Below are 14753 nucleotides of genomic sequence, written 5' to 3' on the forward strand. Positions count from 1 at the left end.
CGGGGCTGCGGCGTCAGCTGATCAGCAGGGTCTGGCCGGTGATCCGGGCGGCGGCACTGCTCGCCAGGAAGAGCGTCGCATCGGCGACGGCGTCGGCGACCTGCGGCGAGCGGGCCCGCACGAGCGTGCCGCCGGCGGTCCGGCTGCCGCCGCCAGACGCGGGGCCGGGGGCGTACTGGCGCGGCAGCACCGACGGCGACATCGGGAGCACGGCGTTGACGCGCACGCCGAGGCCGGCCCAGTTGTGGCCGGCGCGGGCCGTCGTCTCGACGAGGTCGCGGCGGGCCGCCTCCGGGGTGCCGGAGAGCTGCAGCCAGCTCGTCACCGCCCCCGTGTGGACGACGCACCCCCCGCCCAGGGCCGGGCTCTGCCCGAGCTTGAGCCGTAGCCGCGTGGTGAGGAACGTCGGTCCGAGCAGCCCCGACCGGACGGCCTGGGCGATGAAGGCCTGCTCGTCGGGGGGAAGGCCGTGGGGGAGGGCGCAGGGCGCCGCCAGCACCAGGACGTCGATGTGCGTGATCGACGCGGCGAGGTGGTCGATCGAGTCCTGCCGAGCGAGGTTGACCGACTCGTAGTCGAACGCCGAGAGATCGGTGTCGTAGAGGGAGCGCAGCATCATCGTGCCGGTCACGGTCACGGAGGCGCCGGAGGACGCGAAGTCGGAGGCGATGGCGTGCCCTTCGCCGCGCGCGCCACCGACGACCAACACCTGGTAGCCGGTGAAGTCGTACGACCCGGATGTCGTCATGCCCGTCGCACCCCTCCCGTCGGACCCCGGCTTGTTGTACCACGCAGTAGCCCCCCAGTGACAGGTGCTGGAGGGGGCCTCTTCAGCCCCGTCGCCCGCCGACGCTCACCGCGTCCGTACGTCGTCGGCCCGACGCGGCTCGCCCAGGTCGACGCGGGCCGTGCGCACCGCGGCGAACGTCCACAGCTTGTTGACCACGAACGACAGGGGGGTCACCAGCGTGATCACGATCAGCTGGGCCCAGTAGAGCCGGTTGCGCAGGCCCGAGGAGTCGTCGAGCAGCTCGCGCGACAGGCCGATCGGGGAGTGGGGATGCATGAGGAGGGTGAGCAGCGCGAGTCCGACCACCTGGCAGCCGACGCCCACCACGAAGAACGGCCAGTACTCGCGCCACCAGGGCGCGGCGCCGCTGCTCTTGAAGGTCCACGTGCGGTTGAGCTGGAAGTTGGACAGGTTGGCCACGAGGAAGGCGATCGTGGAGTAGACGTGGTACCAGCGCAGGTTGAAGCCGGACGAGCCGATCGCGACGACGGCGTCGTCGAAGTGCGGGCCGAGGCGGCGCAGCACGACCAGCGTGAGCAGGTTGACCAGCACGCCCGAGGCGCCCACCACACCGAAGCGGGCGAGCAGGCCGACGTTGCGCCGGTGCCGCGTCAGCAGGGCGGCCGCCCGGGATCCCATGCCGTGAGGCTACCGACCCGGGCGCGCGAGCATGGTCGCGCTCCCTAGGATTGGGCCCATGACGCAGCAGCCGTTCAGCCGCCCCGGTGCCATCGACCTGTCCGGTCTCGGCCGGCCCGCACCCCAGGCGGGCGCACCCGCTCCCCACCCCACCTCGCCCACCGGCGCGCACTCCTACAGCGTGACCGTCGACGAGCAGAGCTTCCAGGGCCTGCTCGAGCAGTCGATGACCGCGCCCGTGCTCCTCGCCTTCTACTCGCGCTCCCGGATGCCCGAGAGTGGCCAGCTCGCCGACGACCTCGCGACCGTGGTCGAGGAGCACGAGGGTCGCTACCTGCTCGGCCTCGTCGACATCGACGCCACGCCGCAGATCGCGCAGGCCATGCAGATCCCGTCGATCCCGCTGGTCGTCGCCGTGGTCGACGGCCGCCCGATGCCGCTGCTGCAGGACCCGCTGCCGATCGACGAGCTGCGCACCGCGCTCACGCAGGTCGCCCAGCAGCTCACCGCCCAGGGCATCACGGGCCGCCACCAGCCGCGCACCGGCGCGGTGCCCGACGCCGAGGGCGAGGAGGAGACCGTCGACCCGCGCTACGCGCCCGCCCAGGACGCGCTCGCCGCCGGCGACATCGACGCCGCCGTCGCGGAGTACCAGAAGCTCGTGGACGCCAACCCGGCCGACGTCGAGGCCGCGGGCGGGCTCGCGATCGCCAAGGTCATGCAGCGTACGCAGGGGGTCGACCTCGCCGCCGCGCGTGCGGCGGCCGCCGACAACCCCGACGACGTCGATGCCCAGACCATGGTCGCCGACCTCGACATGCTCGGCGGCCACGTCGAGGACGCCTTCGCCCGGCTGGTCGGCCTGGTCGCCCGCACGAGCGACAAGGACCGCGAGCGCGCCCGCGACCACCTGCTCGGTCTGTTCGCGGCCGTCGGCAACGACGACCCGCGCGTGCTGGCGGGTCGTCGCAACCTGGCCTCAGCGCTCTTCTGAGTCGCGCTTCGCCAGCACCGAGCGTCCGGCCTCGAGGCGGGCCACCGGCACGCGGAAGGGCGAGCACGAGACGTAGTTGAGGCCGACGTCGTCGAAGAAGTGCACCGACCGCGGGTCGCCGCCGTGCTCCCCGCAGACGCCGACCTTGAGGTCGGGACGGGTCTCGCGGCCCTTCGTCGTGCCCATCTCCACCATGCCGCCCACGCCGCGCTGGTCGAGCGACTCGAACGGCGAGACGTCGAAGATGCCGTGCTCGAAGTAGCGGGAGAAGAACGACGACTCCACGTCGTCGCGGGAGAAGCCCCACGCCATCTGGGTGAGGTCGTTGGTGCCGAAGGAGAAGAAGTCGGCCGCCTGGGCGATGCGGTCGGCGAGGAACGCCGCGCGGGGGAGCTCGATCATCGTGCCGATCGCGATGTCGAGCGTGATGCCGCGTTCCTCCTCGACCGCGGCGATCTGCTGCTCGATCGCGGCGCGCACGATCTCGAGCTCGCGGACGCTGGCGACCAGCGGCACCATGATCTCGGGGCGGGGGCTGCCGTTGGCGGCCATCCGGTCGGCCGCGGCCTCGGCGATGGCCCGGGCCTGCATGCGGAACAGTCCGGGGATCTGGATGCCGAGCCGCACGCCGCGCAGGCCGAGCATCGGGTTCTGCTCGTGCAGGCGCCGCACGTGGGTGAGCAGGGTCGCCGCGCGCTCGTCGACCTCGCCCCGCTCCTCGGCGAGCGCCACCTCGACGCTCAGGTCGGTGAGGTCGGGGAGGAACTCGTGCAGGGGCGGGTCGAGGAGCCGGATCGTCACCGGGAGCCCGTCCATCGCCTCGAGGATCTCGGTGAAGTCCTGGCGCTGCAGGGGCAGGAGCGCGGCCAGCGCGTCCTCCACGCCGTCCTCGCCCTGGGCCACGATGAGCTGCTCCACGAGCTCGCGGCGCTCGCCGAGGAACATGTGCTCGGTGCGGCACAGGCCGATGCCCTGGGCGCCGAAGCGGCGGGCGCGGGCGGCATCGTCGGGGGTGTCGGCGTTGGTGCGCACGCGCAGCCGCCGGGCGCCGTCGGCGTGGGCCATGATGCGGGCGACGGCGTGCGCGAGGTCGTCGTCGAGGCTCTCGCCCTCGAAGTGGCGCACCACGACGGAGTCGGCGACGGGCACCGCACCGGCGAACACCTCGCCGGTCGTGCCGTCGATCGAGATCACGTCGCCCTCGCGGACGGTCTCGCCGTCGCGCACGCGGAACTCCTTGGCCCGCGCGTCGACGTCGAGCGACTCGGCCCCGCACACGCACGTACGTCCCATGCCGCGCGCGACGACCGCGGCGTGGGAGGTCTTGCCGCCGCGGCTGGTGAGGATGCCGCGGGCGGCGACCATGCCGCGCAGGTCGTCGGGGTTGGTCTCCTTGCGGACCAGGATCACGTCCTCACCGCGCTCGGCCCACTCGACCGCGGTGTCGGAGTCGAAGACCGCCTTGCCCACGGCCGCGCCGGGGGAGGCGTTCATGCCGGTGGCGAGCAGGGTGCGCTCCGACGTCTCGTCGAAGCGGGGGAACATCAGCTGGGCGAGCTGGTCACCGCTCACCCGGAGCACGGCCTCGTCGAGCTGGATCAGGCCCTCGTCGACCATGTGCACCGCGATGCGGAAGGCCGCCTCCGGCGTGCGCTTGCCCACGCGCGTCTGGAGCATCCACAGCTTGCCGCGCTCGACGGTGAACTCGATGTCGCACATGTCGCGGTAGTGCCGCTCCAGGCGCGTCATGATCCCCATCAGGTCGTCGTAGGACCGACGGTCGATCTCGGCCATGTCGGCGAGGGGGACGGTGTTGCGGATGCCGGCGACGACGTCCTCGCCCTGGGCGTTCTGGAGGTAGTCGCCGTAGACCCCCTGCTCGCCGCTGGCGGGGTCGCGGGTGAAGGCCACGCCCGAGCCGGAGTCCATGCCGAAGTTGCCGAAGACCATCGCCTGCACGTTGACCGCGGTGCCGAGGTCCTCGGGGATGCGCTCCTGGCGGCGGTAGAGGCGGGCGCGATCGGTGTTCCAGGAGTCGAAGACCGCCCGGACCGCCAGGTCCAGCTGGTCGCGGGGGTCCTGCGGGAACGCGCTGCCGGTCTGGTCGACGATGATCGCCTTGAACGCCTCGACGACCCCGCGCAGGTCGTCGGCGTCGAGGTCGAGGTCGGAGTCGGTGCCCTTGGCCCGCTTGGCCTCGTCGAGCGCGTCGGAGAACATCTCGGCGTCGACGTGCAGGACGGTGCTGCCGAACATCTGGAGGAGCCGACGGTAGGAGTCCTGGGCGAAGCGGTCCGACTCGCTGCGCGCGGCGAGACCGGCGACGGAGGTGTCGTTGAGGCCGACGTTGAGGACGGTCTCCATCATGCCCGGCATGGAGAACTTCGCGCCCGAGCGCACCGAGACCAGGAGCGGGTCGTCGGCGTCGCCGAGCCTCTTGCCCATGGCCTCCTCGAGCGCCGCGAGGTGGGCGGTGACCTCCTCGGCCAGGCCCTCGGGCTCGCCACCCTCGGCGAGGTAGGCGCGACAGGTCTCGGTCGAGATGGTGAAGCCCGGTGGGACCGGCAGCCCGAGCCTCGTCATCTCCGCCAGGTTGGCTCCCTTGCCGCCCAGGAGGTCCTTCTGGTCCTTGTTTCCGTCCGCAAAGTCGTAGACCCAGGTCATGGTCGCATCCTGCCTCAGCGGCCGGACTCCGTATACGGCAGTGTCCCCTCAACGGCCGCGCGCACCCGCCTGGCGGTGAAGTCCGCGGCCAGCTCGTCGACCTCCTCGAGCGTGCAGAAGCGCACGTCGCGGATCTCGCGCTCCTGCATCACCACGTCCTCCAGCACCTCCGGTGCGTGGGTGCCGCCGTCGTAGACCAGGCACAGCGCGTCGTCCCAGCCGCCCCACGGCGGCAACCAGTCGGTGAGCACGAGGGCGCCGGGCTCCACCTCGAGGCCGAGCTCCTCCTCCACCTCGCGCTGCACCGCGAGCCGCGGGGACTCGCCGACCTCGACGACGCCGCCGGGGAGGTCCCAGTCGCGCTTGTAGGTGAGCTGGCACAGCAGCACGCGGCCGTCGGGGTCGCGCAGCAGCATCTGGGAGATGGCCCGCTTGCGGGGCAGGAAGGAGTTGAGCAGCGAGCGGAAGCTCTCGGGGTCCGACAGCGGCGGGTCGCCGGCCAGCCGCGCCAGCACGACGTACTCGGTGGTCTCCGGGCGGTCGCCCGACCCGGGCTCGACCCGCTGGACACCCTCCTGGCGCAGGCCGGCCCGGGTGGCCACGCGCATGCTCGCCCGGTTGCCCGGCTCGACCCGGGCCTGGACGCGGGTCGCGCCCCAGCCGCCCTGGTCGGCGCCGGTCAGCGCCCAGTCGGTGACCACGCGCACGGCACGCGTCGCCAGCCCGCGACCGCGCCGGCCGGCGTACAACCACCAGGAGAGCTCGACGCCCCGCTCGGCGATCCGGCGCACCTCGACCACCCCCGCCGGTCCGCCGGTCGTCGCCTCCTCGATGACGAAGCTGGCGAAGTCGCCGCTCGCGGCGCGCTCGCGCCACCCGCGCACGATCTCGCGCTGCGCCTCGACCGTGGGGCGCTCGGCGTTGCCGAACCAGAAGTCGATGTCGTCGTCGTGTCCCGCCGCGGCGGGCTCGATGTCGTCGTCGCGCCACGGTCGAAGCGTGACGGTCCCGTCAGTCAGCGTCGGCTGGGGGGCAGGCACCGGACCACCCTAGCCAGAGCGGGGTGGGGGCGGGGTCCCTGCTGCTGCTGGTTCATCAAGGTATGCAGGCCAACCTGCACTTCCCTCGGCGAGCTGAGGACGGGAAGTGCCGGTTCGGCTGCATACCTTGATGAACCGTCACCGCTCATGCGGCCCGCGAGCGCGGCGTACGACGTCAGCTGGCCGCAGACATCAGCCGGCGCAGGCGTGCGGCCGTGGGAGCAGGCTGGTCGAGGTCGGCCCAGACGAGCCGGACCATCCAGGCGCCGGTGACCTCCCTGAGCTCGTCCTCACGTCGCTTCTCGCGGAAGACCACCTCGCCGGGCTCCTGGTCCGGCCGGAGGAGCCGGCCGTACTTCACCCTGCCGTCGAACTCGCCCAGGCCGTGGTGACGCGGCCACGCCCAGTCCGTACGCCCCACGAGCCGTCCGCCGGCGTACACCTCGTGCTGCAGGACGGGCGCGGGCAGGTGCTCGACCCAGAAGAGCCACAGCCCGCGGGACTCCCCGACCGACTCCGCCTGGTCGGTCGCCATGCGCACCGGCACGTGGAGATGGCGCATGCGCGGCCACCGAGCCATGAGGTCGAACTGGTTGCCGATGTCGGCGATCGTGCACTCTCCTCGGTGCAGCGCTGAGTTGAGCAGCACGAGCGCCGCCTCCGCGGTCGCCGCGGAACCCGCCTCGAGGACGCATCTCGGCGCCGTCAGCACGCGGACGCCACCAGCCTCGGTCACCTCGTCGTCGGCCACGAAGCCCTCGTGGTGGACCACATCGCCCTCCACGCGCCCGGGGCCACCGTCGAGCCGGGTGACGTGGACGCGGTCCAGCGGCACGCCCCAGACGTCGATCCCCCACGCGAGGCACGCCGAGACGTGGCTCAGGGCGACGACGTCGCCCAACGAGTCGAGGACCGCACGACAGCGCACGAGGTGTCGTTCCTCGGCACTGGCGGCGTGCCACACGTCGGGGAAGACGTAGTAGCCGCGCCGGATCCGCACCCATCTGCCCGACCGGTGCTCGCGCGCCACCGCGCGATCGTCGTACCCGGCCTCACGGGCGTGGGCACGCGTGAAGAAGCCGCTCTCCCGGGAGACGGCGCGAAGCGGGTCATCCATGACAGCACCCTCGACCGCGCAACGCGCACGCCGGCAGTGGCGGTCCACCTCACTGTGGACAACCACCATGGAAGGGGGTCTGGGGACGGCTGGTGGTCCGCGCACCTCTCCGTGTCGCCGTCTGCTGGTTCATCAAGGGATGCAGACGAACCCGCACCTCCCACGGTGAGCTGACCATGGGAAGTGCGGGTTCGACGACATACCTTGATGAACCAGCGGCGAGCGCGGGGGTCAGTCGGCCTTGCGGAACCAGACGGTGGCGAGCGGGGGTACGACGATGTCGGCGTACGCCGGCTGCCCGTGGTGGTCGCCCGCGACCGCCGTCACCGAGCCGAGGTTGCCCACGCCGGAGCCGTGGTAGGCGTCGGCGTCGGTGTTGAGGATCTCGGTCCACGTGCCGGCCGACGGCATGCCGAGGCGGTAGCCCTCGTGGGGGGTGCCGGCGAAGTTGGCCACGCACACCAGGTCGGGCTCGCCGGGGGAGCGGCGCACGAACGAGAAGGTGTTGCGCCCCGCGTCGTTGGCGTCGATCCACTGGAACCCGGACGGGTCGTTGTCCCGGCCCCACAGCGCGGCGGTCTCGGTGTAGGCGTGGTTCATGTCGCGTACGAGCGCGTGGACGCCGGCGTGCTCGGGGTGCTCGAGGAGCCACCAGTCCAGCTCCCGGCTCTCCGCCCACTCCGACTCCTGGCCGAACTCGCAGCCCATGAAGAGCAGCTGCTTGCCGGGGTGCGCCCACATGTAGGCGAGGTAGGCGCGCAGGTTGGCCAGCTGCTGCCACCGGTCGCCCGGCATCTTGCGCAGCAGGGAGCCCTTGCCGTGCACGACCTCGTCGTGGCTGATGGGCAGCACGTAGTTCTCGGCGTAGGCGTAGACCAGGGAGAAGGTCAGCTGGCCGTGGTGGTGGCTGCGGTAGAGCGGGTCCTTGGCGACGTAGTTGAGCGAGTCGTGCATCCAGCCCATGTTCCACTTGAAGCCGAACCCGAGGCCGCCCTCGCTGGTGGGTCCGGTGACCCCGGGCCACGCGGTCGACTCCTCGGCGATGGTGACGATGCCGGGCACCCGCTTGTAGACGGTGGCGTTCATCTCCTGGAGGAACTGCACGGCCTCGAGGTTCTCGCGTCCGCCGTGCTTGTTGGGCGACCACTCGCCGTGCTCGCGGGCGTAGTCGAGGTAGAGCATCGAGGCGACGCCGTCCACGCGCAGACCGTCGGCGTGGTACTCCTCGAGCCAGTAGACCGCGTTGGCGTAGAGGAAGTTGCGCACCTCGTTGCGCCCGAAGTTGAAGATGTGGGAGCCCCACTCCTTGTGCCACCCGCGCTGCGGGTTGGGGTCCTCGTAGAGCGGGGTGCCGTCGAAGCGGGCCAGCGCCCACTCGTCGGTGGCGAAGTGGCCGGGCACCCAGTCGAGGATCACGCCGATGCCGGCCTGGTGCAGCCGGTCGATGAGCCGCTTGAGGCCGTCGGGGTCGCCGAAGCGCGAGTCGGGGGCGAAGTAGGAGGTGACGTGGTAGCCCCAGGAGCCGCCGAACGGGTGCTGCATCACGGGCATGAACTCGACGTGGGTGAAGCCGAGGTCGCAGACGTAGGGCACGAGCGCGTCGGCGATCTCGTCCCACGAGTAGAGCTCGCCGGAGTAGTGCTTGCGCCACGACGCGAGGTGCACCTCGTAGGTGGACATCGCCTCGTCGACGGGCTGGGCGGTGCGGCGCCTCTCCAGCCACGCGTCGTCGTTCCACTCGTGCTGGGACCTCCACACGACCGAGGCCGAGCGCGGCGGCTTCTCGGCGTACTGGGCGAGCGGGTCGGCACGGTCGACCCACTGCCCGTCGGCGCCACGGATGCGGTACTTGTAGTGCGAGCCGACGCCGGCGGCCTCGACGTGGGCGTGCCAGACGCCCGAGCCGTCGAGCCGGGTCATCGGGTGCGCGGCACCGTCCCAGCCGGCCCAGTCGCCGGCCACCTGGACCTCGAGCGCGTTGGGGGCCCAGACGCGGAACGACGTGCCGTCGGCGCCGGCCTGCGCGCCGAGCACGGTCCACAGCAGCTCGTGGCGGCCCTCGCCGATCAGGTGCAGGTCGAGCTCGCCCGGGGCGTGCGGGTCGCCGGCCGGGGTCCCGGGGGCGGAGACGGGGGGAGCAGGCGGGGACACGGGAGGGGCCTCGACGGGAGGGGAGGCGGGAGGGGAGACCGGCGAGGCCGGGGGAGTGACGGGGGGAGCGGCGGGGGCCGCGGGCGCCTGGCTCGGGGACCCCGAGCGGGGGGTGCGGGGGGTGCGGGGGGTCTGGGTCATGACGTCTCCTCCAACGCTGCCAGGGGGATGGAGATCCATCCCGGACGGTTGCGGGCTTCGTAGACCGCCTCGTAGACGACCTTGTCGGCGAGGTAGGCGTCGAGCAGTACCCCGTTGGCGTCCTGGGAGTCCTCGCCCAGCTGGGCGGTGTAGGCGTCCAGGAACGCCGCACGGTTGCGCGCGGCCCACTCCGAGGCCCGGTAGGCACGCTGCTCGGCCTCGCCGGGCGCCTCGGCGCCGGTGCTCGAGAGGGCCACGACGCGCGGCGCGTAGTCGAACGAGCGGACCATGCCGGCGACGTCGCGCCACACCGAGTCGGGCCGGAGACGCTCGGCGAGCGGCTTGGCCGGCTCGCCCTCGAAGTCGACGATCTTCCAGCCCTTGACCGTCCGCAGCGTCTGCCCCAGGTGCAGGTCGCCGTGGACCTGCTGCACCTCGACGGCGTCGAGCTCGCGCAGGCGGGCGAACCGCTCACGCAGCCCGGCCTCGTGGGGGGCGAGGTCGGGCACCACGTCGAGGGCCGCGACCAGCCGCTCCTCCATCGCCCTGGCGAGCTCGTCGATGGCCGTGGCGTCGCGCCGCTCGACGGGGAAGTGCGCGGCCAGGTCGGCGTGCACCTCGGCGAGCGCCACGCCGAGCCGGGCGGCCTCGCCCGCGAAGTCGCCGCCGACCTCGTCGGCGTGCAGGTCGGCCTCGGCGAAGAGGTTGCGCACACTGGCCAGCGCGAGGTCCCACCCGTCGCTGGCGGTGCGGAGGAACTGTTGGAGCATCGCGAGCTGGATGGTGGTGTTGGTCTCCTCGTCGACCAGGTCGAGCCACCCGTAGAGCGCGGCGACGTGGGTCGAGCCGGCCTCGGTCAGCACCTGGTGGATCGCGATGTCGGGGTTGACGCCCGGGGTCACCTTGCGGAAGACCTTCATCAGCGCGTCCTCGCCGAAGGCGACCGAGGAGTTGGACTGCTCTCCGGAGAAGAGCGTGGAGTGCGCCTCGAGGTCGAGCTCGTGGCCCGGGAGCCGGTGGAACATCAGGTCGCCGCGCGCGTCGGACGGCGGTGCCGGGGCGACTCCGTGGCGGGCGAACCCGGCCAGCCACAGGGCCATCGCCTGCCGGTCGTGGAGTGCGTCGTAGACGAAGGCGTGTCCCGCCTCCTCGTCGTCCCACTCGCCGATGAGGGCGTGCGCGATGCGCTCCTGCGGCTCGGTGTAGAACGCCAGCGGCAGCTGGTAGAGCTCGCTCGACCCGTCGTCGAACGCCACCTCGGCGAGCTCGACGGTCACGCGCAGGCCGTCGGGCGCCCCGGGCAGGACGCCCACGCGGCGTACGTCGCCCAGCTCCCAGTCGCGCCCCTTGCCGCCGAACCAGCGCGCGCCGTCGATCCAGCTCCTGATCTCTGTCCTGCTCATGGCTCCACCCTCGTGGTGCTCGGATCGGTCAGCCTCAGCCAGAGGAAGCCGTAGCCGCCCAGCGTCAGCAGGTAGGGCAGCTCGCCGATCGCCGGGAACGGGACGCCGCCGAGCAGCTCGACCGGGATCATGCCCTCCCACTGCCGCAGGTCGAGCTCGACCGGCTGCGGGAAGCGCGACAGGTTGTTGACGCAGAGGATCACGTCGCGCCCGTCGGGTCCGTCGTGCTCGCGGATGTAGGACAGCACGCTCGGGTTGGAGCCGCCGAGGTCGACGAAGTCGCCGAGGCCGAACGCGGGGTGCCGCCGCCGCGCGTGCACGAGCCGCCGGGTCCAGTGCAGCAGCGAGGACGTGTTCTCCAGCTGCGCCTCGACGTTGACCGACTGGTAGCCGTAGACCGGGTCCTGGATGGCCGGCAGGTGCAGCTTGCCCGGCGTCGCCGCGGAGAAGCCCGCGTTGCGGTCGGGCGTCCACTGCATCGGGGTGCGGACGCCGTCGCGGTCGCCGAGCCAGATGTTGTCGCCCATCCCGATCTCGTCGCCGTAGTAGAGCACGGGGGAGCCGGGCAGCGAGAGCAGCAGCGCGGTGAACAGCTCCATCCGGTTGACGTCGTTGTCGAGCAGCGGCGCGAGCCGACGGCGGATGCCGATGTTGGCCTTCATCCGCGGGTCGTGGGCATACTCCGACCACATGTAGTCGCGGTCCTCGTCGGTGACCATCTCGAGCGTGAGCTCGTCGTGGTTGCGCAGGAAGATGCCCCACTGGCAGCCCTCGGGGATCTGGGGCGTCTGCTCGAGGATCTCCGAGATCGGGAAGCGCGACTCGCGCCGCACCGCCATGAAGATGCGCGGCATGACGGGGAAGTGGAACGCCATGTGGCACTCGGTGCCGACCCAGCGGCCGTCCTCGGTGCGCTCGGGGCCGAAGTACTCCACCACGTCGGCCGGCCACTGGTTGGCCTCGCACAGCAGCACGCGGCCGGGATAGTTCTCGTCGACGAAGCGGCGGCACTTCTTGAGGAACTCGTGGGTCTCGGGGAGGTTCTCGCCGTTGGTGCCGGGGCGCTCGTAGAGGTAGGGCACCGCGTCGAGGCGGAAGCCGTCGAGGCCCATGTCGAGCCAGAACGCCATCGCGTCCAGCATCGCGTCGTGGACCTTGGGGTTGTCGAAGTTGAGGTCGGGCTGGTGGTGGAAGAAGCGGTGCCAGAAGTACTGCTGGCGCACCGGGTCCCACGTCCAGTTGGACGGCTCGGTGTCGACGAAGATGACGCGGGCGTCCTGGTAGAGCTCGTCGGTGTCGGACCACACGTAGAAGTCGCCGTAGGGGCCCTCGGGGTCGCTGCGGCTGGCCTGGAACCACGGGTGGGCGTCACTCGTGTGGTTCATGACGAAGTCGATGATCACCCGGATGCCGCGCTGGTGGCAGGCGTCGATGAACTCGTGGAAGTCCTCGACCGTGCCGCACTCGGGGAGGATGTTGTTGTAGTCGGCCACGTCGTAGCCGCCGTCGCGCAGGGGCGAGGTGAAGAACGGCGGCACCCACAGGCAGTCGACGCCCAGCCACTCGAGGTAGTCGAGCTTCTCGATCAGCCCCTTGAAGTCGCCCGTCCCGTCCCCGTTGGAGTCGTGGAAGGACCGCACCAGCACCTCGTAGAACACCGCCGTGCGGAACCACTCGGGCTCCGCGTTGAGCACGGCGGTCGCACGGGTGGCGTCCGTCGGCATCGCGGCGGACGTGGGGTGGTCGGTCAAGGGGTCCTCCTGATGGAGATGACGTGGGCGGGTTCGTAACCGGGGTCGAGGCGTACGTAGTTGTGCGCGGTCCAGCTCCAGTCGGCGCCGGTGATCTCGTCGTGGGCGATGAAGGAGTCGTGCCAGTCCATGCCGAGCGCGGGCATGTCGAGGTGGACCATCGTCTCGCGGGTGCCGTGCGGGTCGAGGTTGATGACGCTGATGACGATGTCTCGCTGCCCGTCGGGGAGGGTGTGCGACTTGGAGAACACCAGCACCTGCTCGTCGTCGCTGGAATGGATCGTCACGTTGCGCAGCAGCTGGAGCGCGGGGTGCTGTCGACGGATCTCGTTGAGCCGGGTCAGGTAGGGCGCCAGGGTCGTCCCCTCGGCGTCGTGCCGCTCCCAGTCGCGGATGCGGATCTGGTACTTCTCCGAGTCGAGGTACTCCTCCGAGCCGGGCTTGACGGCCACGTGCTCGAAGAGCTCGTAGCCGGCGTAGACGCCCCAGCTCGGCGAGCCGGTGGCCGCGAGCGCGGCGCGCACCTTGAACGCCGCCGGGCCGCCGTACTGCAGGTAGGCGTGGAGGATGTCGGGGGTGTTGACCCAGAAGTTGGGCCGCATCAGGTGGTCGGACCGGTGCGAGAGCTCGAGGAGGTAGTCCTCGATCTCGCGCCGGGCCGTGCGCCAGGTGAAGTAGGTGTAGCTCTGGTGGAAGCCCACCGCGCCGAGGCCGTGCATCATCGCCGGCTTGGTGAACGCCTCGGACAGGAAGACCACGTCGGGGTCGGTGCGCCGGACCTCGGCCAGCAGCCACTCCCAGAAGGCGAGCGGCTTGGTGTGGGGGTTGTCGACGCGGAAGACCCGCACCCCGTGCGCCATCCACAGCTTGACGATGCGCAGCACCTCGCGGCAGATGCCGGCGGGGTCGTTGTCGAAGTTGACCGGGTAGATGTCCTGGTACTTCTTCGGCGGGTTCTCCGCGAAGGCGATCGTGCCGTCGGCCCGGGTGGTGAAGAACTCCGGGTGCGTGGTCACCCACGGGTGGTCGGGCGCCGCCTGCAGCGCCAGGTCGAGGGCGACCTCCAGGCCGAGCTCGCGCGCGCGGGCCACGAACGCGTCGAAGTCCTCGAACGTCCCGAGGTCGGGGTGGATGGCGTCGTGACCGCCGTGCCGGCTGCCGATCGCCCACGGCGAGCCGGGGTCGTCGGGGCCGGGGTCGAGGCTGTTGTTGGGTCCCTTGCGGTTGACCTCGCCGATCGGGTGGATCGGGGGGAGGTAGATGACGTCGAAGCCCATCTCGGCGACCCGGTCGAGCCGCTCGGCGGCCGTGCGGAGGGTGCCGGTGGTGACCTTGCCGGTCCTCTCGTCGCGGGTCGCGCCCTCCGAGCGGGGGAAGAACTCGTACCAGCTGCCGTAGAGGGCGCGGGTGCGGTCGGCGCGGAAGCGGAACGGGCCGGTGACGGTCAGCAGCTCGCGCACCGGGTGGGCGAGCAGCACGGCGTCGAGCTCGGGGTCCTGGAGGGCGGCCAGCCGAGCCGCCACGGGCCGCTCGGTGTCGCTCGCGGCCGCGTGGGCGCCGGCCACCACCGCTGCCGCGTGCTCGTCGAGCGCGTCGGCCCCGGTGGCGCTGGAGACGCGCTCGAGCAGCAACCGGGCCTCGGTGAACATGAGCTCGACGTCGACGCCGGCAGGGATCTTGAGACCGGCGTCGTGCTGCCAGGTCGCGATCGGGTCGGACCAGGAGTGGATCTCGAAGGTCCACTCGCCCTCGACGTCCGGGGTGATGTGCGCCACGTAGCGGTTGGGCTCCGCGCCTTCGGGGGTCATCCGGACCGGGGGGCGCGAACGGCCCGACGGATCGATGGCGACCACCTCGGCGGACAGCTGGTCGTGCCCCTCGCGGAACACCGACGCGCGTACGGGCATCGGCTCGCCGACCGTGGCCTTGGCCGACTGCCGACCGAGGTCGACCACGGGCGAGACATCCATCACGGGTATCCGTCCAACCATGGCCCCACACTTGCGAACCCGACCCCGCGCACGCAAGCCGACCGGGGTCGAGGCCACCCCTTGGGACGGCTC

The 14753-nt window shown here is 71.6% G+C and carries 10 protein-coding genes; 1 reads left to right on the forward strand and 9 read right to left on the reverse strand.

Annotated features, from left to right (window positions below):
* Positions 1-13 precede the first annotated feature (13 nt).
* Together AC54T2_RS11065 and AC54T2_RS11070 are read right to left on the reverse strand one after the other, a co-directional pair.
* Positions 14-748, reverse strand: coding sequence for an SDR family oxidoreductase (locus tag AC54T2_RS11065; protein ID WP_186341668.1), 735 nt, complete (start codon positions 746-748; stop codon positions 14-16).
* Positions 749-853: 105 nt separating this feature from the next.
* On the reverse strand, positions 854-1429 hold the full coding sequence (locus AC54T2_RS11070) for a GtrA family protein (protein WP_186341669.1): 576 nt from the start codon (positions 1427-1429) through the stop codon (positions 854-856).
* A gap of 58 nt (positions 1430-1487) precedes the next feature.
* On the opposite strand from AC54T2_RS11070, the gene AC54T2_RS11075 reads away from it, so the two are divergent.
* Positions 1488-2423, forward strand: coding sequence for a tetratricopeptide repeat protein (locus AC54T2_RS11075; protein ID WP_489976638.1), 936 nt, complete (start codon positions 1488-1490; stop codon positions 2421-2423).
* Here the strand turns inward: AC54T2_RS11075 and ppdK are convergent.
* The 7 genes from ppdK to AC54T2_RS11110 form a co-directional block, all read right to left on the reverse strand.
* Complete coding sequence (ppdK, locus tag AC54T2_RS11080) at positions 2409-5087, reverse strand: pyruvate, phosphate dikinase (protein WP_496666175.1); 2679 nt, start codon at positions 5085-5087, stop codon at positions 2409-2411. The genes AC54T2_RS11075 and ppdK overlap by 15 nt on opposite strands.
* Positions 5088-5101: 14 nt before the next feature.
* The gene (locus tag AC54T2_RS11085) at positions 5102-6127 is read right to left on the reverse strand and encodes an NUDIX hydrolase (protein ID WP_186341672.1); all 1026 of its coding nucleotides are present in this window, start codon (positions 6125-6127) and stop codon (positions 5102-5104) included.
* A 175-nt stretch (positions 6128-6302) separates the two neighbouring features.
* Positions 6303-7244, reverse strand: coding sequence for a type IV toxin-antitoxin system AbiEi family antitoxin domain-containing protein (locus tag AC54T2_RS11090; protein ID WP_496666176.1), 942 nt, complete (start codon positions 7242-7244; stop codon positions 6303-6305).
* 231 nt (positions 7245-7475) lie between these two features.
* The gene (gene glgB / locus AC54T2_RS11095; RefSeq protein ID WP_496666177.1) at positions 7476-9395 is read right to left on the reverse strand and encodes a 1,4-alpha-glucan branching protein GlgB; all 1920 of its coding nucleotides are present in this window, start codon (positions 9393-9395) and stop codon (positions 7476-7478) included.
* Between the two features lie 137 nt (positions 9396-9532).
* The gene (locus tag AC54T2_RS11100; protein ID WP_186341675.1) at positions 9533-10939 is read right to left on the reverse strand and encodes a maltokinase N-terminal cap-like domain-containing protein; all 1407 of its coding nucleotides are present in this window, start codon (positions 10937-10939) and stop codon (positions 9533-9535) included.
* Positions 10936-12663, reverse strand: a complete 1728-nt coding sequence (gene treS / locus AC54T2_RS11105; protein WP_186341820.1) for a maltose alpha-D-glucosyltransferase — start codon at positions 12661-12663, stop codon at positions 10936-10938. Before treS ends, AC54T2_RS11100 begins: the two co-directional genes overlap by 4 nt.
* A 23-nt stretch (positions 12664-12686) precedes the next feature.
* Positions 12687-14681: an alpha-1,4-glucan--maltose-1-phosphate maltosyltransferase gene (locus tag AC54T2_RS11110; RefSeq protein ID WP_186341676.1), complete on the reverse strand. Its 1995-nt coding sequence runs from the start codon at positions 14679-14681 to the stop codon at positions 12687-12689.
* Between the last annotated feature and the right edge of the window lie 72 nt (positions 14682-14753).

It is taken from the genome of Nocardioides sp. Z35_8, assembly GCF_059621125.1.

What these genes read in the sequence shown, in the direction of transcription:
- treS (WP_186341820.1), bottom strand. Translation starts at nt 12,663, where the DNA reads ATGCCGACGGACGCCACCCGTGCGACCGCCGTGCTCAACGCGGAGCCC.
- AC54T2_RS11110 (WP_186341676.1), bottom strand. Translation starts at nt 14,681, where the DNA reads ATGGTTGGACGGATACCCGTGATGGATGTCTCGCCCGTGGTCGACCTC.
- AC54T2_RS11100 (WP_186341675.1), bottom strand. Translation starts at nt 10,939, where the DNA reads ATGAGCAGGACAGAGATCAGGAGCTGGATCGACGGCGCGCGCTGGTTC.
- AC54T2_RS11075 (WP_489976638.1), top strand. Translation starts at nt 1,488, where the DNA reads ATGACGCAGCAGCCGTTCAGCCGCCCCGGTGCCATCGACCTGTCCGGT.
- AC54T2_RS11070 (WP_186341669.1), bottom strand. Translation starts at nt 1,429, where the DNA reads ATGGGATCCCGGGCGGCCGCCCTGCTGACGCGGCACCGGCGCAACGTC.
- AC54T2_RS11065 (WP_186341668.1), bottom strand. Translation starts at nt 748, where the DNA reads ATGACGACATCCGGGTCGTACGACTTCACCGGCTACCAGGTGTTGGTC.
- AC54T2_RS11090 (WP_496666176.1), bottom strand. Translation starts at nt 7,244, where the DNA reads ATGGATGACCCGCTTCGCGCCGTCTCCCGGGAGAGCGGCTTCTTCACG.
- ppdK (WP_496666175.1), bottom strand. Translation starts at nt 5,087, where the DNA reads ATGACCTGGGTCTACGACTTTGCGGACGGAAACAAGGACCAGAAGGAC.